Genomic DNA, 23,516 nt, shown 5'->3' with positions numbered 1-23,516 from the left:
GCCGAAAATTCGGGTCGGCGCGCTGCGGGCGTTCAGCGGCTGCGGGCGACGCGGAAACCGACGTAGGTCCGGCGCAGCACGGGCTTGAAGACGATGCGCTTGGCGGCGCGGCAGTCCTGGGCGCTGCTGTTCCAGGCGCCGCCGCGCAGCACCCGCCGGTCCCCGGCAAGGGAGAGGGGGTCGAGGGTCTTGCCGCGGTAGGTGTCGGTGAAAACCCCGGTGCGCCCACTGAGCGGATCGCGCCAGGCGGCCCGGTCCTGGCACCACTCCTGGACGTTGCCGTGCATGTCGTAGAGGCCCCAGGCGTTCGGGGCTTTTTGGGCCACGGGCTTGGGGGCGAAGCCGGAATTGCCGCAATACCAGCCGATGGCCTGCAGTACCGGGTCCTTTTGGCAGTGAAGCACGCTGATCTCCCCGGCCGAGAAGGCCGTCCGGCTCCCGGCGCGGCAGGCGTACTCCCACTCCGCCTCGCTGGGCAGGCGGTAGGATTGGGTTTGCTCCAGGGCGTTTAACCGGGCGATGAACGCCAGGCACTCCTCCCAGGACACCTGGGTCACCGGGCAGTCCGGGCCGCAGCCGTCTCCTCCTGAAGGGTCGCCGCCCATCAGCTGCCGCCACTGGGCCCGGGTCACCTCGGTCTGGCCAAGGTAAAAGCCGCGGGTCAGGGTGACCGTGTGGCGCGCCTCGTCGGGATTGCGGCCTTTTTCGGTTGGCGGGCTGCCCATCTCGAAGTTGCCGGGCGGGATGTAGACCAGGCGCATCCCCAGGCGGTTTGACACGATGGCTCCCCCCGCCAGGGCCTCACCGGTGAGGGTCAAGGCCGCCGTTGCCAGCGCCCACAGCATCACCCATCGCCACAGCCTGCGTCCCACGCCGCTGCTCCTTGTGGAAGTTTCTGCGACAGCCGGAGAAGCGGTGCGGGTGGCACCGCCTCCCGGGAAGGCCGGTTTGCCTTCCGCCGACCGTGTTTCCCTAACACCAATCGGAAAAATCCGTCAACTGCAATCACGTTAGGGCTTGAAGTCGCCCGGCCAGATGATTTATGGTGACCGCCAAACACCGGTCGAAACAGGAACGGGGGGCAATGGCGCTGATGGGTCAGCCCGGCGTTCGCCGCCGCCACCCTGAGACGTCGCGCCGGCTGGTGGAAGCGGCGCCTGCCGCTGATTCAGAAACACGTCCAAAATCCCGCTTTCAGGGGAAAACCTACGAGGTGCTGAGGGGAGGTTCGCAATGAAATGGAAGGATGATATCGAGCAGCGCGGGGATGAACGTGAACCGGGGAGCGACTACGTCGATGAGCCCCCGTACTCCCCGCTGGGCGACGAAGAGCGGGGAAAATTCAGCCTGAAGTCCCTCGGCCAGCTCAACCCCGTGGTGCTGATCGCCGCCGGCGCGGCGGCTGTCGTGATTCTGCTGCTGATCCTGTTCACCCCGCGGGGCGGCAATATCGACCGGCAGCTGGAGCCCCTGAGGGCGCAGTTGCAGCAGCTGGAACAACGGCTGGCCGGGGTGGAGGGGCAGGAGCCGGTGGTGGCGCAACTGGTGGAAAAAGGCAACGCCATCGACACCCTACTGGCGCGCCTGGACCGCTTCGAGGCCTTTTCCAACCTGCGCATGGACCAGATCACAGAGCGGCTGGAAAAAATCGAAAACACGCCCAGAACCCCGCCCCCTGCCCCAGCGGCGCCCAAGGCCGCCGCCCCGAAGGCGGCCCCCAAGAAAACCGCCGCGGCCCCGGCCAAAAAGACCGTCAAGACGCACACCGTCAAAGCCGGCGAGACGCTATACGGCATCAGCCGCAGTTACGGGCTGAGCGTCGACCAGCTGATGCGGATGAACGGTCTCGCCAAAGGGGCGGTCATCCAGCCCGGCCAGCGGCTTACGGTGGGCTCCGGCAAATAGCCGGGATGAGGGTGGGCCGGCGGCGACCGATCCCGGCAGCTTCAGAAGCGCCAGGCCCACCGACCCCATCCCGGAATCCCGCCGCCCAATACATCGGTGGCGGCAGGGGCCCCGACCGGTCCCCGCCGCGTTAGGCCCCCGCGCTGCCGCCGCCCCCTGTCGGGCCGTCAGGGGGTGTTGTCGACAATCCATCTCCGTGCCCCCGACCGGTTTTCATACCGCCCGGTTGACCCCCGCAGAATCCCCACCCCCACCCGGGGTAAAGAAAGTCGCCGATCTGCCGATGGAGTGGCATGCGGCACCCTGTTGAAGACCCCCTGAAGATCGGATCGACGCCCCATGCCCCCCATGGAAGGAATTTCAGCGATGCAGCCCCCCCCGGCCCTGTACGGCTTCGGCACCCAGCTGAAGGTGGCTATAGGCTGTTATCGCAAGCGGATCTGGCACCTCATCGGAATCGGTTGCGTCACCCTTCTGGCCTGCGCCACGGCGGGCGGCGCTTTCTGGGCCGCGGGGCACTTCGCCTCCCGCCTGGTTCCCCAGCAGCGCCTGGCGGCCGCCGCCGCCGCCGCTTTTTTGGGCGTACTGGCGCTGGTCTGGCTGTTCAACTGGGGCGCCACGGCCGCCCTGATCGCCGTCGTTAAGCCCCGCTTCAGCCTGGGCGCGTGCCTCTCGGATGCCCGCGGCAAAGTCCTTTCGACCATCTGGATTTCCCTGCTGCTGGGGTTTGTCATGACCGGCGCCGCCTTCCTGGTCGTTCCGTGGGTGCTTTTTTCGGTCTGGTTTTATTTTGCGCCCTTTGTCCTGGCAGACGGCGGCAGCCGCGGGATGGGTGCGCTCCTGGAAAGCCGCGAATACGTCCGCGGGCATTGGTTCGCGGTGTTTTTCCGGATCGTCTTCATTTGGGGGCTTTACGCGCTGCTGCTCCTGGTGCCGCTGGCCGGCCCGCTCCTGGCGTTGGTCTTTCTCCCGCTGATCCTCTTCTACAACGCCGTCTTGTATGACAACCTCAAAAGCCTGCGTGGCGGGGTCCGGTTCACCCCCGGAAGCGGTGCCAAGGCGGGCATTCTGGCGACCAGCACGGCGGGCTTCATCCTGCCGCCGCTGCTGTTGCTGGCCTTGGTGGGCCCCATGGCCTGGCAGGCCCTGGAGCGGCTTGCGCCGTTCGGGGACCCGCAGCCGCCGGTCCGGACATTCAAGATCGCGCCTGTGCCGGCGGCCGGCGAGGCCACCCACCGTTTCCCGCGGGTTGCACCCACCGGCGGCTTGTACTACTATGGCCTGGGGCGATTGCGGCTGCTGCAGGGTGACCCTGAGGTCATGCGTGCCAATTTTCCACAGGCGCAGGCATTGGGGCATTCAAAAGCGGCCGCCCGTTTCTGAGCCCGGGCCGTTTGCCGGCGGCTCCGGGGACGCCCCGGCCCTCGCAGGCGCACCCGGCCAAACGGCAGTGGTTGATTTTTCGGGCCAATCACCTTAAAAGCGGTTTGAAATTCTCGGCTGCTAGCGGCGGGGGACCCCCGCTGCTGTGGCAGCATCCTTATCTCAGGAGTGGGCATGAGCGCTGAACGCTACCGCAAATACCTGGCCGAAGCCATCCGGGCCGCGGGCCTGGCCGGCCAGGCGATCCTGGAAGTCTACCACACCGATTTCCAGGTCACGGACAAGGCCGATCACACCCCGTTGACCCTGGCGGATGAGCGCGCGCACCGGATCATCAGCGCCGCCCTGAAACCCCTGGGGCTGCCGCTGCTCAGCGAGGAGGGCCGGGAGATCCCCTGGCAGACGCGTTCGGCCTGGGACACGCTCTGGGTGGTGGACCCCCTGGACGGCACCAAGGAGTTCGTCAAACGTAACGATGAATTCACGGTCAACATCGCCCTGGTGGAAAACAAGACCCCGGTTCTGGGGGTTATCTATGTCCCTGTGGCCGGGACCCTGTATTTCGCCCAGCGGGAGATGGGGGCCTTCAAACTGAACGGCCTCGACTGCGGCACCGATGCCCGCCTGGATGGCCCCGTAACGCTGGCGGCGTTTTTGCAAGACGCCCGGCGGCTGCCCCTGGCCGGGGTTCCCGGGGCGGCCTTTACCATCGCCGGCAGCCGCTCCCACGGCACCGGGGAGCTGGCACGCTTTGTCGAGGACCAGCGCCGGCGCCACGCTGCGATTGAATTCATCTCCGCCGGCAGCTCGCTCAAATTCTGTCTGGTGGCCGAGGGAAAAGCGGATATTTACCCGCGCTTCGGCCCCACCTCGGAGTGGGACACGGCCGCCGGCCAGGCCATCGTGACCGCCAGCGGCGGTTCGGTGGTGGCCCAGGAAACGGGCCGGCCGCTGGTCTACAACAAGCAGGATCTGCTGAACCCCTGGTTTTTTGCGGCCGGGCCGCACCGTCCGTCTAAGACAACGCCGCCGGCCGGCAATTCACAGTGAGTTGAAAGGAGCCGCACCCCATGTCAGACCGCACAACCGATAGTCCTGCAGATGCGCAAACGGCGCCAGAATCCTTTTCGGTCTGCCCCGCCGGCGAGACCTTCCCGCTGCCCGGCGCGGCGGACTACCAGAGTGAGTGGGAGCGTCTGGCGGCGCTCACGGCAGAGGAGCGCGCCAAGGGCCGTGAAATCGTCGTGGTGATGGGCGTCGGCTTCGTGGGGGCGGTCATGGCCGGGGTGATCGCCGATTCCGTGGACCGCAAGACCGGTCAGCCCGGCAAGTTCGTAATCGGCATGCAACGGCCCTCCAGCCGCTCCTTCTGGAAAATCCCCTATCTCAATCGCGGCGTGGCGCCGGTGGAGGCCGAAGACCCCGAGGTGGCGCCCCTGATCCGGCGCTGCGTTCTGGAGAAGAAAACCCTCACCGCGACCTTCACCTACGAGGCCCTCAAGCTGGCCGACGTGGTCGTGGTGGACGTGCAGTGCGACTACCACAAGCAGACTTTCGGCAATGTGCGCCAGGGGCATGCCGATATCGCCGCCCTGGAGGCCAGCCTGAAGGTCATCGGCGAGAAGATCGGCCCCGAGTGCATGGTCCTGATCGAAACCACCGTGCCGCCGGGGACCACCGAATACGTGGCCTACCCGATCATCAAGAAGGCCTTCGAGCAGCGCGGGCTGAGCGGTGTGGAACCCCTTTTGACCCACTCCTTCGAGCGCGTCATGCCCGGCCGCAACTACGTGGCCTCGATCCGCGATTTCTGGCGGGTCTGCAGCGGCATCAACCCCGCGGCGCGCGAGCGGGTGACCACCTTTCTCTCCGAGATCCTGAACGTCGAAGAATTCCCGCTGACGGTGCTCGACCGCCCCATCGAGAGCGAAACCTGCAAGATCGTGGAGAACTCCTACCGCGCGACAATTCTCGCCTTCCTGGACGAGTGGAGCCTGTTCGCCGAGCGCAACGGCGTGGACCTCACCAAGGTGACCGAGGCCATCAAGGTCCGGCCGACCCACGCCAACATGATCTTCCCCGGTCCGGGCATCGGCGGCTACTGCCTGCCCAAGGACGGCGGGCTGGGGGTCTGGGCCTACAACACCCTGATGGGTTTCGAAGACGACATCTTCAAGATCACCCCCTTGGCCATCGATATCAACGACACCCGGGCGCTGCACGTGGCCCAGCTGGTGCGCGACGCCCTGCGCAACATGGGCAGGATCGTGGCGGCCTCCAAGATCAGCGTGCTGGGCGCCTCCTACCGCGAAGATGTGGGCGACACGCGCTACAGCGGCTCGGAGGTGATCGTGCGCAAACTGACCGAGATGGGCGGGGACGTCGAGGTCCACGACCCCTACGTCCAGCACTGGTGGGAGCTGGAAAAGCAAGACAGCTACCCGGCGCCGGGCCATTCGCTGGCCCGTTTCTTCCGCAACCAGGAGAAGCTCGCCCACACCCGCGTCTCCAAATCGCTGGATGAGGCCCTGCAGGGCGCCGATGCCGTCGTGCTGGCCGTGCGGCACCAGGCCTACCGCGATCTGGACCCCGATGAAGTCGTGGCCATGATCGGTGGGCCGGCGGCGATCGTCGACTGTTTCGGCATGCTGGACGACGACCGCATCCGGCGCTATTTCGAACTCGGCTGCGAAGTCAAGGGCCTGGGGCGCGGGCACGTCAAGCGCATCAAGGACCAGGTCCGCAACCCATGCTGATGAAGCAGTAAAAAGTCAAAAACAAGACGGTTTCGAAAAAAGTTCAAGTTCAAGGCGCGCAAATCTCGAGGAGTGAGGCGTACTACTGTACGCCGCAGCGACTTCGAGATGCAGCGCAACGCAGAGATTGGGCTTTTTGCGGAACCGTCAATGCTGATGAAGCGGATGGACATGAAGGATTCCCTTACAAACGCCGCGGCCTGCGGCGCGGCCCCCCACGGCGGTGAACTGATCAACCTGCTGGTGGACGACGATCGGGCGGCGATTCTCAAGGAAATCGCCCTCAAGCTGCCCGACATCACCCTCAACGAGCGCCAGCTCTGTGATCTGGAGCTGCTGGCGACCGGTGTCTTCTCACCCTTGCGCGGGTTCATGACCCGCAGCGACTACGAGTCGGTGCTTGACCGCATGCGCCTCCAGGACGACACCCTCTGGCCGGTTCCGGTTTGCCTGGACATACCCGAAACCCAGGCGCGCTCCCTGGAAGCCGGCCAGTCCGTGGCCCTGCGCGACCCGGAGGGTTTTCTGCTGGCGGTCATGCACGTCGCCGATATATGGCCCCTGGCGCGGGACAAGGAGGCCTTCAAGGTCTACGGCACCCAGGACCCGACCCACCCCGGGGTCCAGCGCCTGCTCAAAAACAGCGCGGACTACTACATCGGCGGAAGCCTGGAAGTCGTCAGCGCACCGCTTCATTTCGACTTCAAACAACTGCGGCTGACCCCGGCCGAGGTCCGCGCGGTGTGCCGCAAACTCGGTTGGAAACGGGTGGTGGGCTATCAGACGCGCCACCCGATTCACCGCCCGGGCTTCGAGATGACCCTGGAGGCCATGCAGCGCGCCAAAGCCAACCTGTTGATCCTGCCGGTGGTGGGGATGACCAAGCCGGGCGACTTCGACCACTACACCCGCGTTCGCTGCCTGCGGGCCATCAGCCATCACTACCCGCCCGAGTCTTTTCTGCTCAGCCTGCTGCCGCTTGCGATGCGCCTCGCCGGGCCGCGCGACGCGCTGCTGGACCTGATTCTGGCCAAGAATTTCGGCTGCAGCCACTTCATCATCGGCCATGACCACGGCAGCCCCGGCGACGACCGCAACGGGCGCTCGTTTTACGCCCCCGATGCCGCACCGGCCCTGACCGAACGCTTTTCCGAGGAGCTGGGGGTCGCCATCTTGCCCTTCCCGCAGATGGTCTATCTGCCCTTCGAGGACGAATACCGCTCGGTCTCCGAGGTGCCGGCGGGCACCCAGACGCTTTTCTTCACCGGTTCCGACATCCGCGAACGCATCCGCAAGGGGCGGCGCATCCCCGACTGGATGACCTTCCCGGAGGTCAAGACGGAGCTTCAGAAGGCCTATCCGCCGCCGCGCCAAAACGGCTTCACTGTTTTCCTCACCGGTCTTTCCGGGGCGGGCAAATCCACCGTCGCCAAGATCCTCTACTCCCGCTTCCTGGAGATCGGCGACCGCCCGGTTACTCTGCTGGACGGCGACATCGTGCGCCACAACCTCTCCAGCGAGCTCAATTTTTCCAAGGAACACCGCGACATCAACGTCCGCCGGATCGGATTCGTGGCCAGCGAAATCACCAAAAACCGCGGGATCGCGATCTGCGCGCCGATCGCCCCCTACGAAAACACCCGCGAGGAGATCCGGGCGACCATCGAGGCCTACGGCGGGTTTTTCGAGGTGCACGTGGCCACCCCGCTGTCGGTCTGCGAGGGCCGCGACCGCAAGGGGATGTACGCCAAGGCCCGCGCCGGCCTGATCAAGGGCTTTACCGGGGTGGACGACCCCTACGAGGCGCCGCGCAATCCCGAGGTCCGGATCGACACCAGCAGCCTGACCCCCGACGAGTCGGCCCAGGAGATCCTGGTGGCCCTGGGCAAAAGCGGCTACATCTGACACCCGAAACTCAAACTTTGAGAAGAGTCCCATGATCGTCCCCGTCATCCTGGCCGGCGGCTCCGGCACCCGCCTCTGGCCGCTGTCACGGGCCCTCCACCCCAAGCAGATGCTGGACCTGGTGGGCGAGCGCACCATGCTTCAGGATACCGTCCTGCGGCTTGGCGCCTATCCCGGGCTGGGCGCCCCGCTCGTGGTCTGCAACCAGCACCACCGGTTCATGGCCGCCGAGCAGCTGCGTGAGATCGGCGTGACCCCCAGGGCCATCGTTCTCGAGCCGGTGGGCCGCAACACCGCCCCGGCCGTGGCGGTGGCCGCCGTCAAGGCCACCGGGCCGGGCGAGGACCCGCTGCTGCTGGTGCTGCCGGCCGATCACTTCATCGCCCGGGTGGACCGGCTGCACGCAGCACTGACCGTCGCCGAGCACTTTGCACGCCGCGACCACCTGATCACCTTCGGGGTGCTGCCGCGGTCGCCGGAAACCGGCTACGGCTACATCCGCAAGGGCCAGCGGCTGGTCGAAGACGGCTTCGAGGCGTTGGAAATCGCGGCCTTCGTGGAAAAGCCGGATGCGGCCACCGCCGCGGCCTACGTCGCCTCGGGCGCCTACTGCTGGAACAGCGGGATGTTCATGTTCCGGGCCGGGCAGGTGCTGGCCGAAATGGAGCGGCTGGCGCCCGAGATGGTCGCCGCCTGCCGCCAGGCGGTCGCCGAGGGGTGCGAGGATTTGGATTTCACGCGGCTGGGCGAGGCGGCCTTCAGCGCGTGCCCCAGCGATTCCATCGACTACGCCGTCATGGAAAAGACCGACCGCGGTGTGATGGTGCCGCTGGACGCCGGCTGGAACGACCTGGGCTCGTGGGAGGCCCTCTGGCAGGTGGGCCCCAAGGACGCCGCCCAAAACGTGATCCACGGCGACGTGCTGGTGCACGACGTCCAGAATTCCTATCTCAAGGCCACCAGCCGGCTGGTGGCCGCCGTGGGGCTGGTTGACCACATCGTGGTGGAGACCGCCGATGCCGTGCTGATCGCGCCGCGCCGGCGCGTGCAGGAGGTCAAGGCTTTGGTGGATACCCTAAAGGCCTGCAAACGGCCTGAAGCCCTGGTCCACCGGCGCGCTTACCGGCCCTGGGGCTTTTCGGAAGCCATGGTGGCGGGGCCGCGCTTCGAGGCCAGGCGGATCATCGTCAAGCCCGGCGGCAAAATTGTCATGCAGGAGCATTACCACCGCGCCGAGCACTGGGTGGTGGTGAGCGGCACGGCCCTGGTGACCCGCGGCGCGGAGACGCTCCTGATCAAAGAGGACGAATCGGTCTACATTCCCCTGGGGGTCTGCCACTGCCTGGAAAACCCCGGGAAAATCACCCTGGAGCTGATCGAGATCCGAACCGGGAGCTACCTGGGCGAGGATGATATCGTGCGTCACAACCGGCCCGCCTGAACCGGCTCAGGGCCCGACGCGGTGTCATAGCGGCACCCCGCAGAGGTTTGAGATGACCCCAACAGACCCCACCCCGCAGGATGTGGCATCGATCGTCATGGCGGCCGGGCGCGGCAGCCGGATGCAGGGTTATGCCGGCAACAAGACGCTCTTGCCGCTGGTTGCCGGCGAAACCCCCTTTTGCGGCAGCCGCCCCATCCTGCTGCACCTGCTCGCGCACCTGCCAACAGGCCCCAAGGTGCTGATCGTCAACCATTGCAAGGCGGACGTGATCGCCGCCACCCGCGGCCTGCCGGTGGCCTACTGCGAGCAGCCGGTGCTGAACGGCACCGGCGGCGCCATCCTGGCTGCGCTGCCCCAGATCCAGAGGCTGGCCTGCGGCCGATTCATCATCACCATGGGCGATGTGCCTTTCGTTCGCAGCGAAACCTACGCCCGCCTGGTGCAGGCCCTGGACGCGAACGATCTCGTGGTGCTGGGCTTCCGGCCGGTGGACCGCAAGCAGTACGGGGTGCTGGAGATCGAGGCCGGCAGGGTGCGGCGGATCACCGAGTGGAAGTACTGGAAGGACTACCCGGCCGAGCGGGCGGCGGCGCTATCGATCTGCAATTCGGGGATCTACGCGGTCACCCGGGAGGCCCTGCTGGCCTACCTGCCCGTTCTGTCCTCCCGCCCGCAGACGGTCCACAAGCTGGTCGACGGGCGGATGACGGCCATCGAGGAGTTCTTCATCACCGATCTGATCGAGTTCATGGTGGCCGACGGCCGGGCAGTGGGCTATCTGGTGGCCGAGGATGAAACCGAAACCATGGGCATCGACGATCTGGGGGCCCTGGAAAAGGCCCAGGCACGCGTAAAGAGCGCCCTCTGAACCCCGCCGGGCGGGGTCAAGCCCACGCCGCTGAGACCGGGACGGGCGCCGACCCCCGGCGGGGGGCCGCCCCGGGCCCGGCAAGCGACAGGTCAGGCTTATGGCCGTTTTCGAATACAGTGCGCTGGACGCCAGCGGCAAGAAGGTTTCCGGCATCATCGACGCCGACAGCGCCGCCGCGGCCCGCCAGAAGCTGCGCGCGGCGCGCATTTTTCCGGTCAGCGTGCACGAAGCCAGGGCGGGCGAGGTCAAGCCCGAGCGGCAGCCCTTTTCCTTTGGCCGACGGCGGCGGCGCATCCGACCGGCCGAGGCGGCGATGCTGACCCGGCAGTTGGCCACCCTGTTGGGGGCCGGCTTCCCCCTGGTCCCGGCCCTGGACACCCTGCTCTCCCAGGGCCGTTCGCACACCTTCAACCGCATCCTGGCCCAAATCAAGGATTCGGTGGTCGCCGGGAGCAGCTTCGCCGCGGCGCTGGCCCGCTACCCCGGCACCTTTTCCACGCTCTTCATCAACATGGTGCGGGCTGGTGAGACCTCCGGGACCCTGGAGATCGTTTTAGACCGCCTGGCGGAAATCGGCGAAAAACAGGAGGAGCTCAAAAACCGGATCCGCTCGGCCATGACCTATCCGCTGCTGATGCTGGCCGTGGGGCTTCTGGTGCTCTTTTTTTTGTTGACCTACATCGTCCCCAGCATCACGGCGATTTTTTCCGACATGAACCAGGTGCTGCCGGCGCCCACCCGCTTTCTGATCCGGTTAAGCGCCCTGGTCCAGAGCGGCTGGTGGCTGCTGCTGCTGTTCGTGGTCGGGCTGGTGGTCCTGGTGCGCATGCTGGGCAAGACCGCCAAGGGGCGGTTTCTGATCGACCGCACCCTGCTGCGGCTTCCGGCGGTCGGCGCTCTGGTGCGCAAGATGGCCGTGGCGCGCTTTTCCCGCACCCTGGGCTCGCTGCTGGAAAACGGGGTGGTGCTGCTCTCGGCGCTTGAAATCGTCAAAAATGTCGTGGGCAACGTCCTCCTGGCCGATGCCGTGGCGGCTGCCGCGCGCGAGGTGGGCAAGGGGCAGGGTCTCGGCAACGCCCTGGCCGCCTCCCGGGTCTTTCCCGATCTGCCGATCCAGATGATCAGCGTCGGGGAGCAGAGCGGGCAGCTGGAAGCGATGCTTTACAAGGTTGCCGACGTGTATGAAAACGAGGTCCAGGCGACCATATTGCGGATGACATCACTTTTGGAACCTGTTATGATTTTAATGATGGGCATTGTGGTGGGGTTTATCGTGCTTGCCATCTGCCTGCCGATTTTCGAAATGAACACCCTGATCCGCTGAACTGACGCGGCCCAGGGTCATATTTTTAGGGAGGACGCATGCCAAGGATCTTTCGCCGGAACTTGAACCACAAGGGCTTCACGATGATCGAACTGATGGTGGTGATCGTGATTCTGGGCATCCTGGCGGCCATCATCGCCCCCAGGCTGGTGGGCCGCACCGATGAGGCCCGCATCACCAAGGCCAGGGTGGACATCACCAACCTGGAAACGGCGCTGAAGCTCTACAAGCTGGACAACGGGGTCTACCCCACCACCGAGCAGGGCCTGCAGGCCCTGGTGGAAGCCCCGGAGACCGGCACCACCCCCCGCAACTGGCGGGAGGGCGGCTACCTCGAAAAAAACAGGGTGCCCAAAGACCCCTGGGGCAATGATTTCGTCTACCTTTCCCCCGGCGTCAACGGTGACTTCGACCTCAGCTCTTATGGTGCCGACGGTCTGGCCGGGGGCGAAGGCATCAACGCCGACGTCAACAATTGGGAAATCCAATAACTGCCGGGCTGCCGGGCGAGCGATGCGGCCGCGAGTCGGGTTTTACCCTGCTGGAACTCGTGGTGGTGATGAGTCTTCTGGCGCTGATGCTCTATGTGGCGGCCCCCCGGCTGCAGAACGACCTTCTGAGCGACGGCACCCTGCGTGCTGCGCGCTGGATCATCTCCCAGGTGCGCACCCTGCAGCAGGAGGCGGTGCGGGCCCAGACCACCTTCAGCCTGCACCTGGACATGGCGGCCGGCCGGCTGTGGGTTACCCACGAGGCCATGGACGCGGCCCTGCAGGCCGCCGCGGAAGATGCCGCTTACCGCCTGCCGCGGGGCGTCCGTCTGCAAGAGGTGGCCTATCCCGGCGGCCGCCAGACGGAGGGCGTGGCCGTCATCCGCTTCTACCCCCAGGAGTTCTCGGACATGGCCCTGATCCACATCGTGGATGACGGTGGCCGCGAGTTTTCCTTTCGCATCGAGCCGTTTTTGGCGGGCGTCAAGCTCTTCCCGGAAAGGGTCGCCTTCGAATAGGCTCCCGGGCCTCGCGTCGCAGGGCGGCGCCATCCGGGCAGACAGGCCACACCAGGGCGGCGGGCACGCACGCCCACCCGGCCGTTTTTTTTATGCGCGAACCTTCCCCCACCAAACCACGTCCCGGCCCCCGTTGCCTCTCCGCCGGCGGTTTTTCGCTGCTGGAAGTCCTGGTGGCGCTGATGCTGGTTGCGGTGGTGCTGGTCAGCGTCTACCGCCTCTACGCCCAGTCGATCCTGATGGACCGCATCGCCCGCTTCGATACGGTGGCGCCGCAGCTTGCCCGGCTTAAACTGGCCGAACTGGAGCGCAGCGATTCCGCCGAACTGCGGGGCGGGGAGGGCGATTTCGGTGCGGACTTTCCCGGCTACACCTGGCGCGCCGGCGTCGAGGCCTCCGGCGCCGAGGCCCTGGGAAGCCCCGGCCGGGATTTGATGCGCATCGATCTCAGCGTGGCCTTGGAAGGCGGCGGCCTTTTCACCCTCAGGACCTACCGCTACTATGGCAGTGACGTCGACATCGCCACCCCCTGAACCCCGGCCGCAACCTTCGGCCACGGGCAGGTGCGTGCTGCCCGCTGCGGCCGGCGGCGGCTTCACCCTGCTGGAAGTCCTGGTGGCGATTTTCATTTTCGCCATCGTGGTGACCACCATCTTCGGCTCCTTCAACTCGGTTTTCTCCAGGGGCGAGCACATCCAGGCCGATGCCGCGCTGCACGAGATGGCCAGGCGCTGCCTGGACCGCATGGCCTCCGATCTCGGCCAGATCCACGTCGCCCAGCGGCCGGCTTACGCACCGCCCACCGCCAGCGATGCGGCCGACCCCTACCGGGTGGTGGGGGAGGGGGTCGACCGCGGGGCTGCCGCTCTGGCCCGCCTGCGCTTCACCAGCCACGCCCACGTGCCCCTGGATGGATCCTCCGGGGGCGGCATCGCCCGGATCGTCTACTACCCCGCCGAGGCGCCCGACGGCAGCATAGTGCTGCGGCGCTCGGACCGCCTGGACCCCGCCCCCGAGTTCGAGGAGAGCCCGGCCGACCCGGTCCTCTGCGAAAACCTGCGGGCAATGACCTGTACCTTCTTCGACGAGGCCGGCGAAGCCCACGAAAGCTGGGATTCGGACGCGGCCGAAACCGGGTTCGCCACTCCGGTGGCCGTGGGCGTCAGGATCGAGATCGGCGACGAGAACGGGGGGCGGGTGTTCGAAACCCGGGTGGCGCTGCCGGTCTTCAGGGAGAAAAGCCGATGAGTCCTTTTGGCGCGCGGCCCCGCCGCCGCTGGTCGGGTTTCGCCGGTGAGCGTGGCATGGCGCTGCTGGTGACCCTGACGGTGATCACGGCAGTGGTGACTGCCGGGCTCGAACTCAACCGCCGGATGCGCGCCACGGTGATCGCCGCGGCCGCCGGCCGGGACCGGTTTGCCGCCGAGCAGGCGGCCGTTGCGGGGGTTCACGCCGCCATGGCGCTCCTGATCAAGGACAAGCTGGAAACCCGCGCGGACTCCATCCAGGAGGACTGGGCGAGCCCCGAAAAGCTGGCCGAGGCGCTGCAAGAAATTCCCTTCGACGAGGGCCGGGTAACGCTTGAAATCAGCGATGAGCGCGCCCGCATCCAGGTTAACGCCCTGGTGGTGCAGCCCGGCGGGCGGGACTTCAACCCCGAGCAGGAGATGCTGCTGGACCGCTTCCTGCGGCCGATCATCGCCGAGTACGCGGCCCTGGAGGTCAAGGACCCGGTTTTCGAGGAGCTCAATCTGACCACCACCATCATCAGCGCTCTCAAGGATTGGATCGACGCGGGCGACGAGGACGCCACCACCGGTCTCTCCGGTGCCGAGTCCGACTACTACGAGAGCCTGGATCCACCCTACAGCGCGCGCAACGCCCCGCTGGCCGGGCTCGAAGAGCTGCTGCGGGTCAAGGGCGTGAGCCCCGATCTCTACTATGGTCTTGGAGATCTTCCGGGGATCGCAGAATATCTGACGGTTCACGGCGGCCCGGCGACCGCCCAAAGCCCCGGCGGCTTTGACGGCAAAGTCAACATCAACACCGCCGCCTTGCCGGTTTTGCGGGCGCTTCTGCCGGCCGAATACGCCGAGCTGGCCCAGGCCATCGCCGATCACCGGCTGCAGGCCGACAACGAGATGTTCCTGCACGACCTGTCGCTGGCCAATTGGTATCAGAGCGTTCCCGGTCTGGCCGGCGTGACCCTCTCACCGGGGCTGATCACCGTCTCCAGCGACCTTTTCCGCATCCGGTCCAAGGCCGTCCTGCGGGAGGTAGAGACCACCGTCAGCGCCGTGGTGCGGCGCGAAAAACTCCCCGCAAGCGGCCGCTGGCACTGCAAGGTCTTGAGCTGGCGCAAAAATTAGCCTATAAGGGGCAGGATTAGGGTCGCGGCAAGAAATAATTCCACAATATGGCGAAGGATTTTGGTTCGTCATCAAGGCACATTCGTCGGCGCATATCGAGATATGTGCCGGCGGATGTAACGCAGAGGGCGGGCCAAAAGACCGGTAAGATGTGGAATTATTTTTTGCCGAGGCCCCTAGACTGGACCCCGGACGGGAATGCTGCCAAACAGATGAGCAAAACGATTCTCGGGCTCGATATCCGCCGCGACGGCGTTTCCGCCGTTGTGCTCAAAAGCGGGCTGAAAGGCGCGCAGCTGATGGGTTTTGCGGCCGCAGCGCTGGCGCCGGCGGAAGATTCGGCCGAGGCCCTGACCCGCGCCCTGGCCGAGATCGGCGAAAAGTTGGACATCGCCGGCAGCGACTGCATCGCCGGCCTGCCCGACGGGCTCGTTTCCTATCGTAACCTCACCCTGCCGTTTACCGAAGAGCGCAAAATTCGGCAGGTCCTGCCGTTTGAACTCGAGGCCAGCCTGCCATTTTCGGTGGACCAGGCCGTGATGGACTTCTACCGGGTGCACACCGCCGAGCAGACCCGCCTGCTGGCCGGCGTGGTGCACGGCGACCAGCTGGGCGAGAGCCTGGCGGCCCTGGCGGCCGCCGGTCTGGCGCCCGAAGCCGTGAGCGCCGGCGGGTTTGCGGTGGCCCGCTGCCTCGTCGAGCGGGCAGGCGCCGACGACCATCTGCTGCTGATCGATATCGGCGCCGGGCAGGGTCAGGTGACCGCCCTGATGGCCGGTAAACTCCACCTGATCTATCCCTTCAGCACCGGCGACGGTGTTTCCGCCGGGGATATCGGCAGCCATGTGGGGCGGGCGCTGGCGGCGCTGGAAGGCCTCAGCCCGGAGGACTTCCGTCCGGCGCGGGCGCTGCTGACCGGTGCCTGCAGCGCCGGGACGGCCCTGCAGGCGGAGATCGCCGCGGAGCTTGGCATCCCGGTGGCGCCGCTGGATCTGGGGCAAAACGTAGCCGGACTGCTGCCGGAAGCGGCCAGCGAAGACTGGCAGGCATGCCGTTTTGACCGGGCCCTGGCGCTGGCCCTGGCGGGCACCGGCGGCAGGGCGGTCCTCAATTTCCGCCGGGGGGCCTTTGCGCCCCGCAGAAAGTGGGTCGAACACCGCACCACCCTGATGCGGCTGGGGGCCTTGGCCTTGGTTGTCCTGCTGCTGGGGGCCGCGAATCTCGGGCTGGAGGTCTATCGTCTGAACCAGCGGCGCAGCGCTCTGGATGCGGAAATCACCGCCATCTTCCGGGCCACCTTCCCCGAGGTCACCCGGGTCGTCGATCCGCTGCAGCAGATGCGGGTGAAGCTCGCCGATCTGAAAAAAACGCTTTTTCTTCCGGGAGACGGCACCGATATACCGCGCAACATCGATATTCTCTACGCTCTCAGCACGCTGATTCCGGCCGAAACCGACATCGAGCTGACCCAGCTGCTGATCGGCCCCGACAGCGTGCTCCTTTCCGGCAGCACCGACACCTTCAACACCGTTGACGACATCAAAAACCGGCTGGAGGGGCAGGCCGGCTTCAAGGGGGTCACCATCAGTTCGGCCACCATGGAAAAGAGTGACAACCGCATACGGTTCAAACTTAAAGTTCAACTTTGACGGTCCCGCAAAAAGCCCAATTTCCGCGTTGCGCCGCATCTCGAAGTCGCTGCGGCGTACAGGAGTACGCCTCACGCCGCTGAGATTTGCGCGCCTTGAACTTGGACTTTTTTCGAAACCGTCTGGTTTTCGACTTTTAACGCATCATCAACTTTAAGCTAATGGTGTTTCTCCGACAGGTTGGTAAGCACCGGCCACGCGGGGGGGATGACTTTGGGGATTCAGCTCAACAAGCGCGAAAAGACCGTCGTCTCGGCGGTTGCGGCGGGGGTTTGCCTGCTGGCGCTGTGGTACTTCGCGGTGGCGCCTTTTCTCAGCAAGCGTCAGCAGCTGCGGCGCGCCATTGCCGCCAGGACCCAGAGCCTGGCGGAGATCCGCGCCCTGCAGGCCGAGTATGAAGCCCTGCGTCGGCAGGGGGCGCTTTTTGAAAAGGAGTTCGCCCGGCGCGAGAAGTCCTTCACACTCTTTTCCTTCCTGGACCGGCTGGCCGGGGAGAGCGGCATCAAGGCCAACATCACCTACATGAAGCCCTCCAGCGTCGATCAGCCGGACGGCCCCTACAAGCTTTCGCTGGTGGAGATGAAGCTCCAGGGGGTCAACCTGGAGCAGCTGAGCGGGTATCTTTACCGCATCGAAACCTCGCCCAACCTGGTGGCGGTCAAACGGCTCTCGGTCACCAAGACCGGCAAGGCCGCCGAAATGCTGACGGCCGTCTTGCAGGTGGAGACGTTGGAAATTTGATGCACGGCGACGGTTTGGGTGCGGCCGCCTGCTGCTGTTGTGCTCGGCCCCATGGTTTTCCGTTAGTCCGATGCCCGGAAACTGGAGTGGGCGACCCGGCTGGCCGATCTTGAAATGGAGGCCGTTCCAAACCGCAGCCGTTTCGCAGGCCCCCCGGATGAGGCCGAGCCAGGGAGATGGCCGGGGGGTGTGCGGCCTTCTCGGGAACCCGGATTCTCATGAGCTTTAAAAATTTGGCCACTTTACTGTCGGTCGTCCTGATCGCCTGCGGGGTTTATCTGGGCTTCGCCATTTTTAAACAGGTGGCTCCGACGAGGCAGGACCAGACACCGCCGCAGGACCCAGAGGTCACGCCGTCGAAGCCGGCCGAAAAAGCGCCCCCCAGGCCGCCGCTCTCCCGGTACCGTGCGATCGCCGAGCGCAACCTGTTCCGGATTGAAACCGGGGGCCAAACCCCGGCGGAGCCGGCCATCGACATCGAGGCCCTCAAGGAAACCCAGCTCAAGCTCAAGCTCTGGGGCACGGTTTCGGGCCAAGGCCCGGAGGTCTTCGCGGTCATCGAGGATTCCCAGAGCCGCCGGCAGAACCTCTACCGGGTGGGGGACGCGGTCCAAAGTGCCACCCTTAAGATGATCCTGCGGGAAAAAGTGGTCCTGGAGGTCGAAGACCGCGACGAGATCCTGCAGATGCAGGAAGTTCCCAGCGGACGGGGCCCCGCCCCACGGCCGATGTCCGAAGGGGTGGGCGGCGAGGGACCCGACCTGCGGGCCGGCATGCCGTCGCCCACGGCCCCGCCGGTCCCCCGGCCGCAGACCATCCGCTTGCGGCCCGCCATGCTCCAGGCCATGCTGGGCCAGACCGAGGACCCTCTCAAGGACCTGACCCTGCAGCCCCATCAGACCGAAGGAGGGCCCGACGGTCTGGTCCTGACGGGTATTCAGCCGCGGTCGGTTTTTCGGCGCCTGGGTCTGCGCGACGGGGATGTGATCACCGCCATCGACGGGGAGCCGGTCCGATCGGCGGAGCAGCTGGGGGTGATTTTCGAAAGGCTGACCTCCGGCACTGGGCTCAGCCTGGAGCTCAACCGCCGCGGCCGGCCCACCACCCTGAATTTTCAGGTGGAATGAACCGGTGGCGCAGCGCCTGCCATGAACCTCAATGAAAGAGAGTTATGAACGGATTCGGCCGGTTTGATGGACCCGTCAAAAACCGAAGCTGGGGATGGCTGCTGATCGGTTTGTTGCTGTTGCTGCCCATCGGCCAGCCGGTGCACAGCGCCCTGGATGACAATGCCCCGGCGGCCGCGGCGGCCGGTGGGGCACCGGAGGGCGCCGAAAAAATGGTCGCCATCGATTTCAACGATGTGGACATCAATGTCTTCATCAAATTCATGAGCGAGCTGACCGGCAAGAACTTTGTCGTCGACAACCGCGTGCGGGGCAAGGTCACGATCATTTCGCCGGCCAAAATCTCCATTGAAGAAGCCTATCAGGTGTTCGAGTCGGTGCTGGAAGTCCACGGCTATGCCACCGTCACCTCGGGGGAAATCATCAAGATCGTGCCCTCCCCAGAGGCCCGCAGCAAGAGCATCGAGACCCGCATCCGGGAGGAGGCCGGCCCCGGCAAGGACCGGGTCATCACCCAATTGATTCCGCTGAAATACGCCGACCCCAACGAGATCAAGCAGCTCTTCACCCCGATGGTCTCCAAAAACAGCGTGATCCTGTCCTACGTCCCCACCAACATGCTGATCGTCACCGACGTGGAATCCAATATCAACCGCCTGCTGCGTATCCTGCGGGTCATCGACGTCACCGGTATGGGCCACCAGATCGTGGTGGTGCCCCTGGAGTATGCCGACGCCAACAAGATGATCACCCTGCTGACCACGGTTTTTCAGGAACGGGGGCGGGTGCGCAGGGCCCCCGGCGCGCCGGACGATCAGACGGTCAAGTTCGTGGCCGACGAGCGCACCAACAGCATCGTGCTTCTGGCCAGCGAGGTGGAGGCCGAACGGATCAAGAAACTGATCGCGCTGCTCGACCGCGAAACGCCGCGCGACAAGGGCAATATCCGGGTCTACTACCTGGAGTTCGCCACTGCCGAGGAATTGGCGGCGGTTTTGCGGGAACTGCCCAGCAAGGGGGCGGGGGCCACTGAAGGCCAACCGACTGCGCCGATCGTTTCCGACAAGGTCCGCATCACGGCCGACAAGGCCACCAACAGCCTGATCATCATGGCCGACCCCGACGACTACCTGGTGCTCGAGGAGATCATCCGCAAGCTGGACATTCCGCGTTCGATGGTCTACATTGAAGCCCTGCTGATGGAGGTCAACGTCGATAAGGCCCTGGATTTCGGGGTGGAGTGGAGCAGCTTCGGCAAGACCACCGTCAACGAGCGCAGCGCCGTTTTCGGCGGCGGCTTCCGCTCCGGCGGCACGCGGCTGGGCGGCGGCGAAGGCCAGCTGCCCATCGATGCCGGCAGCGGCTTTTCGCTGGGGATCATCAGCGAGCCCATCACCGTCGGCGACTTCACTTTTTCCAACATCAGCGCCCTGGTGCAGGCGGTCAGAACCGATGACGCCTTTCACATCCTCTCCACCCCCCAGATCCTGACCACCGACAACGAAGAGGCCAGCATCACGGTCGGTGAAAACCGGCCCTTTCAGACCACCACCTCCACCAGTGACAACGACACCTTCAACTCGTTCGAATACCGCGACGTCGGCAAGATCCTGACCATCACCCCCCACATCAGCGAGGGGCGCATGGTGCGGCTGAAAATCGACCTCGAGGTGACCAACGTCACCAGCGCCACCACCAGCCTGCAGCCGGTCACCTCCAAGCGCACCGTCACCACCACCGTCATCGTAGACGACGGCAACACCGTGGTGCTGGGCGGCCTGATCGACGATCTGAGTGAAAATGCGCAAACCTCGGTGCCCTGCCTGGGGGACATTCCCGGGCTGAAGTACCTGTTCAGCTCGGTTTCCATCAACACCATCAAAACCAACCTTTACGTCTTCCTGACCCCCCATGTGGTCAAGAGCCCCGCCGAGGCCGACAGCATGTACCGCTCCAAAAAAGACCAGATCGACAAGGTCCGCAAAGAGGCCCGTGAGGCCAGTGAAATCAAGCTCTACGAGCGCCTGTTGAACCAAAAGGCGCCGGTGGTGCCCGATCCCCAAGCCAAACCCCCCGAGGGCACCACCCCCTGAGAGCGATACTGCCGCCATGACACCCAGACTGGCCGACATCCTGGAGCACAAATTCAGCGTCCCGCCGGAGGCTTACAGCGATGCCCGCCGGCTGGCGCTGGAAAAAGGCGTCAGCGTCGGCGAGGTCCTGATCCAGCGCAAGGTCGTAAGCGAGCAGCAATTGCTGGAGGCGCTCAGCCGGCAATACGGCCTGCCGTTCTGGCCCAACCTGCCGCTGGAAAACATCGGGGGGGCGTTCGTTAAGCGGGTGCCGATCCAGTTTCTGAAAAAGTTCCTGATGGTGCCCCTGCAAAATGGGGACGTTGCCGGCGATCGCGGCGAACCGGCAGTGGAGGCCGACGGCTGCACCATCGCGGTTTGGAACCCGGCCGCCTTTCAGGCCCTGGAGGACCTCGGGCGGCTTCTGGGGGTGAGCGACTACCGGGTGGTCCTGGCGCCTCGCAGCGCCATCCTGGCGGCCATCAACATGGCCTACGATTTCAGCGAAGGCTCCGCCGAGCAGCTCGTCCAGGACATGACCGAAAACGGCGGCACGATCATCAGCGAGATCCAGGACACCGCAGACCTCCTCGACGACACCAGCGACGCCCCGATCATCAAGCTGGTCAACCACATCATCACCCAGTCGGTCAAGGCCCGCGCCAGCGACATCCACATCGAGCCCTACCAGGACTCCTTCAAGGTCCGCTACCGGGTGGACGGCATCCTCTACGACCTGCTCGCCCCGCCCAAGTGGATCCAGCCGGCGCTGATCTCTCGGATCAAGGTCATGGCCCGGCTGAACATCGCCGAAAAGCGCCTGCCCCAGGACGGTCGCCTGGACGTCAAGGTCGGCAACCAGGAAATCGACGTGCGCGTCTCAACCCTGCCCACCGGCTTCGGCGAGCGGGTGGTGCTGCGGCTGCTGAACAAAACCAGCTCGGTTTTCGAGCTGGGCGAGATCGGCCTGCCGCCCGACCGGCTGGCCACCCTGGAGGCCCTGGTCAAGTCGCCCAACGGCATCATCCTCGTCACGGGCCCCACCGGCAGCGGCAAAACCACGACCCTCTATGCGGTGCTCTCATCCATCAACCACCCGGACATCAACATCATCACCATCGAGGACCCGGTGGAGTACCAGATCAAGGGGATCAGCCAGATCCAGGTCAACCCCAAGATCGATCTGACCTTCGCCCGCGGGCTGCGCGCCATCGTGCGCCAGGACCCGGACGTGATCCTGATCGGCGAGATCCGCGACCGCGAAACGGCCGACATCGCGGTGCAGTCCGCCCTGACCGGTCACCTGGTCTTCTCCACCCTGCACACCAACGATTCGGCCGCGGCCATCACCCGGCTGGTGGATATCGGGGTGGAGCCCTTCCTGCTTTCCTCCTCGGTCCTGGCGGTGGTCGCCCAGCGCCTGGTGCGGGTGCTCTGCAACGAGTGCAAGGAGGCCTACCGGCCTGACCCGGCGGCGCTTGCGCCCATCGGGTTGGGGCCCGCGGACCTCGGAGACCGGCCGGTCTACCGCGCCCGCGGCTGCGAGAGCTGTTTTCACACCGGCTACCGCGGGCGGTTGGGGATTTTCGAGATCATGGTGCTCGACGACACCCTCAAGAGCCTGGTGCTGCAGACTTTCGACAGCCACCGGATCAAGGCCACGGCGGTCGCCCAGGGGATGATCACCCTGCGCCGCGACGGCATCCAGAAGGTTTTAGACGGGATCACCACCGTGGAGGAGGTCCTGCGGGTCACCCAGCGCTGAGCGGCTGCCCATACCGGCCCCGCTAAACCCCTCCCGAAGAATTGCGGACGCTTCCCATGCGACTGTGCGCGTTTTTTACCGCCCCTTGGCGGCGGGCCTTAAAATCCCGTTGGGTTGCGGCCAGCGGCGCGCTGGCTCTGGCATTGCTGCTGACGGCGGCCGCCGGCTCCCAGGCCCTGGCAGCCGGCGGCACGATCCAGCTGAGCGCCGACGACCAATTTGGCTTCGCCCGGGAGGCCGCAGAAAAGGGCGCCTACACCCAGGCGGTCTTCGAGTTCCGGCGCTTCGTCTATTTTTTCCCCGACGACCCGCGCGCGGGGGAGGCCCGCATGGCCATCGGCCGCGCCCTGTTCATGGACCGGCAGTTCCGGGAGGCGATCAGCGCTTTTCGGGAGGTGGTGGAAAAGGAGGGCGGCCGGCTGGCGGAAACGGCCCTGCTTGAGATCAGCGCCGCCCACCTGGCCCTGGGGGAGACCCGGGCGGCCCTGCAGGCCCTCGACGAGCTGCTGGCCGTGACGGCTGACGACGACATGAGGGACCGGGTCTGGCTGCGGGTGGGCTGGATTTATCTCGACCAGGGGGAGTTTGACGCCGCACGGCAGGCCTTTGCCCGGGTGCGGCCGGAGAGCCGGGAGAAGCTGGGCATCGGAGAAATCGAGGAAGGTCTTGACCGCGCGGGGGATATTTCCCGTAAAAGCCCGGCGGCCGCCGGCATTTTCTCGCTGGTGCCCGGCGGGGGCTACCTTTACACCGGTTTGAAGCGCGACGCCCTGGTGGCCTTACTGGTCAACGGCGCCTTTGCCGCGGCTGCCTGGGAGGCCTTCGACAACGACCTGCCGGTCTTGGGCGGGCTGCTGACGACAGTCGGGCTGGGGTTTTACGCCGGCAACATCTACGGCGGGGTCAGCAGCGCCCACAAGTTCAACCGGCAGCAGGAAAAAGCCTTCGTCGAGCGCCTGCGCCAGGACAGCCGCTTGCGCCTGGGCGCCAGCCCCGGCGGCCGGGGAGGGTGGCTGGCCCTCGACATCCCCTTCTAACAACAACCAAACAACCGGGGACGCCCTTCATTTTTTCACTTTTATGATCGCTGCGAAATTTTGCTTCTAACGTTCCGCGAACTCTGCACCTCCTTAGATCCCACCGCTGGCGGTCGGCAAGTCAAAATTCCCTGCCGGGCAGTTTGCTCAGCGCCAATG

The 23,516-nt window shown here is 65.6% G+C and carries 20 protein-coding genes; 19 read left to right on the top strand and 1 reads right to left on the bottom strand.

The genetic code is table 11. The features are described 5' to 3' along the window. Nucleotides 1-32 precede the first annotated feature (32 nt). Nucleotides 33-872 carry a formylglycine-generating enzyme family protein gene (locus LJE63_14670; GenBank protein ID MCG6907849.1) on the bottom strand — a complete coding sequence of 280 codons (840 nt, stop codon included), beginning with the start codon at nt 870-872 and terminating at the stop codon, nt 33-35. 361 nt (nt 873-1,233) lie between these two features. On the opposite strand from LJE63_14670, the gene LJE63_14665 reads away from it, so the two are divergent. From LJE63_14665 to LJE63_14575, 19 genes are all read left to right on the top strand, one after another. Continuing rightward, a complete protein-coding gene (locus tag LJE63_14665; protein MCG6907848.1) occupies nt 1,234-1,905 on the top strand; it encodes a LysM peptidoglycan-binding domain-containing protein in 672 nt (223 codons plus the stop codon). Nucleotides 1,906-2,271: 366 nt separating this feature from the next. After that, complete coding sequence (locus tag LJE63_14660) at nt 2,272-3,288, top strand: hypothetical protein (GenBank protein ID MCG6907847.1); 1,017 nt, start codon at nt 2,272-2,274, stop codon at nt 3,286-3,288. Nucleotides 3,289-3,462: 174 nt separating this feature from the next. Beyond that, nucleotides 3,463-4,338: a 3'(2'),5'-bisphosphate nucleotidase CysQ gene (cysQ, locus tag LJE63_14655; protein ID MCG6907846.1), complete on the top strand. Its 876-nt coding sequence runs from the start codon at nt 3,463-3,465 to the stop codon at nt 4,336-4,338. 20 nt (nt 4,339-4,358) lie between these two features. Beyond that, nucleotides 4,359-6,044: a nucleotide sugar dehydrogenase gene (locus LJE63_14650; protein ID MCG6907845.1), complete on the top strand. Its 1,686-nt coding sequence runs from the start codon at nt 4,359-4,361 to the stop codon at nt 6,042-6,044. A 150-nt stretch (nt 6,045-6,194) separates the two neighbouring features. After that, the gene (locus LJE63_14645; protein ID MCG6907844.1) at nt 6,195-7,949 is read left to right on the top strand and encodes a bifunctional sulfate adenylyltransferase/adenylylsulfate kinase; all 1,755 of its coding nucleotides are present in this window, start codon (nt 6,195-6,197) and stop codon (nt 7,947-7,949) included. Nucleotides 7,950-7,980: 31 nt separating this feature from the next. Then, entirely contained in the window at nt 7,981-9,390 is a 1,410-nt protein-coding gene (locus tag LJE63_14640; GenBank protein MCG6907843.1) for a mannose-1-phosphate guanylyltransferase/mannose-6-phosphate isomerase, read from the top strand. Between the two features lie 52 nt (nt 9,391-9,442). Beyond that, nucleotides 9,443-10,261, top strand: coding sequence for an NTP transferase domain-containing protein (locus LJE63_14635; protein ID MCG6907842.1), 819 nt, complete (start codon nt 9,443-9,445; stop codon nt 10,259-10,261). Nucleotides 10,262-10,361: 100 nt separating this feature from the next. Then, nucleotides 10,362-11,588, top strand: a complete 1,227-nt coding sequence (gene gspF, locus LJE63_14630; GenBank protein MCG6907841.1) for a type II secretion system inner membrane protein GspF — start codon at nt 10,362-10,364, stop codon at nt 11,586-11,588. 38 nt (nt 11,589-11,626) lie between these two features. After that, nucleotides 11,627-12,079, top strand: coding sequence for a type II secretion system major pseudopilin GspG (gene gspG / locus LJE63_14625; protein ID MCG6907840.1), 453 nt, complete (start codon nt 11,627-11,629; stop codon nt 12,077-12,079). Further along, nucleotides 12,064-12,597 carry a type II secretion system GspH family protein gene (locus tag LJE63_14620; protein ID MCG6907839.1) on the top strand — a complete coding sequence of 178 codons (534 nt, stop codon included), beginning with the start codon at nt 12,064-12,066 and terminating at the stop codon, nt 12,595-12,597. Before gspG ends, LJE63_14620 begins: the two co-directional genes overlap by 16 nt. A gap of 92 nt (nt 12,598-12,689) precedes the next feature. After that, nucleotides 12,690-13,130: a prepilin-type N-terminal cleavage/methylation domain-containing protein gene (locus tag LJE63_14615; GenBank protein MCG6907838.1), complete on the top strand. Its 441-nt coding sequence runs from the start codon at nt 12,690-12,692 to the stop codon at nt 13,128-13,130. Nucleotides 13,131-13,164: 34 nt separating this feature from the next. Then, nucleotides 13,165-13,845, top strand: coding sequence for a prepilin-type N-terminal cleavage/methylation domain-containing protein (locus LJE63_14610; GenBank protein ID MCG6907837.1), 681 nt, complete (start codon nt 13,165-13,167; stop codon nt 13,843-13,845). After that, nucleotides 13,842-14,966: a general secretion pathway protein GspK gene (locus LJE63_14605; protein ID MCG6907836.1), complete on the top strand. Its 1,125-nt coding sequence runs from the start codon at nt 13,842-13,844 to the stop codon at nt 14,964-14,966. The genes LJE63_14610 and LJE63_14605 overlap by 4 nt, the downstream gene beginning before the upstream one ends. Before the next feature lie 212 nt (nt 14,967-15,178). Then, nucleotides 15,179-16,615 carry a type II secretion system protein GspL gene (gene gspL / locus LJE63_14600; GenBank protein MCG6907835.1) on the top strand — a complete coding sequence of 479 codons (1,437 nt, stop codon included), beginning with the start codon at nt 15,179-15,181 and terminating at the stop codon, nt 16,613-16,615. A gap of 207 nt (nt 16,616-16,822) precedes the next feature. Next, entirely contained in the window at nt 16,823-17,356 is a 534-nt protein-coding gene (locus LJE63_14595; GenBank protein ID MCG6907834.1) for a type II secretion system protein M, read from the top strand. Between the two features lie 218 nt (nt 17,357-17,574). Then, on the top strand, nt 17,575-18,483 hold the full coding sequence (locus tag LJE63_14590) for a hypothetical protein (GenBank protein ID MCG6907833.1): 909 nt from the start codon (nt 17,575-17,577) through the stop codon (nt 18,481-18,483). Between the two features lie 44 nt (nt 18,484-18,527). Continuing rightward, complete coding sequence (gspD, locus tag LJE63_14585) at nt 18,528-20,576, top strand: type II secretion system secretin GspD (GenBank protein MCG6907832.1); 2,049 nt, start codon at nt 18,528-18,530, stop codon at nt 20,574-20,576. Between the two features lie 16 nt (nt 20,577-20,592). Then, a complete protein-coding gene (gene gspE, locus LJE63_14580; protein ID MCG6907831.1) occupies nt 20,593-22,320 on the top strand; it encodes a type II secretion system ATPase GspE in 1,728 nt (575 codons plus the stop codon). A gap of 56 nt (nt 22,321-22,376) precedes the next feature. After that, nucleotides 22,377-23,357: a tetratricopeptide repeat protein gene (locus tag LJE63_14575; protein MCG6907830.1), complete on the top strand. Its 981-nt coding sequence runs from the start codon at nt 22,377-22,379 to the stop codon at nt 23,355-23,357. Nucleotides 23,358-23,516: the final 159 nt, after the last annotated feature.

It is taken from the genome of Desulfobacteraceae bacterium, assembly GCA_022340425.1.
Lineage (GTDB): Bacteria > Desulfobacterota > Desulfobacteria > Desulfobacterales > JAABRJ01 > JAABRJ01.
The sequence above is the reverse complement of the archived record's forward strand: the minus strand, read 5'-3'. Positions and strand labels throughout refer to the sequence as shown.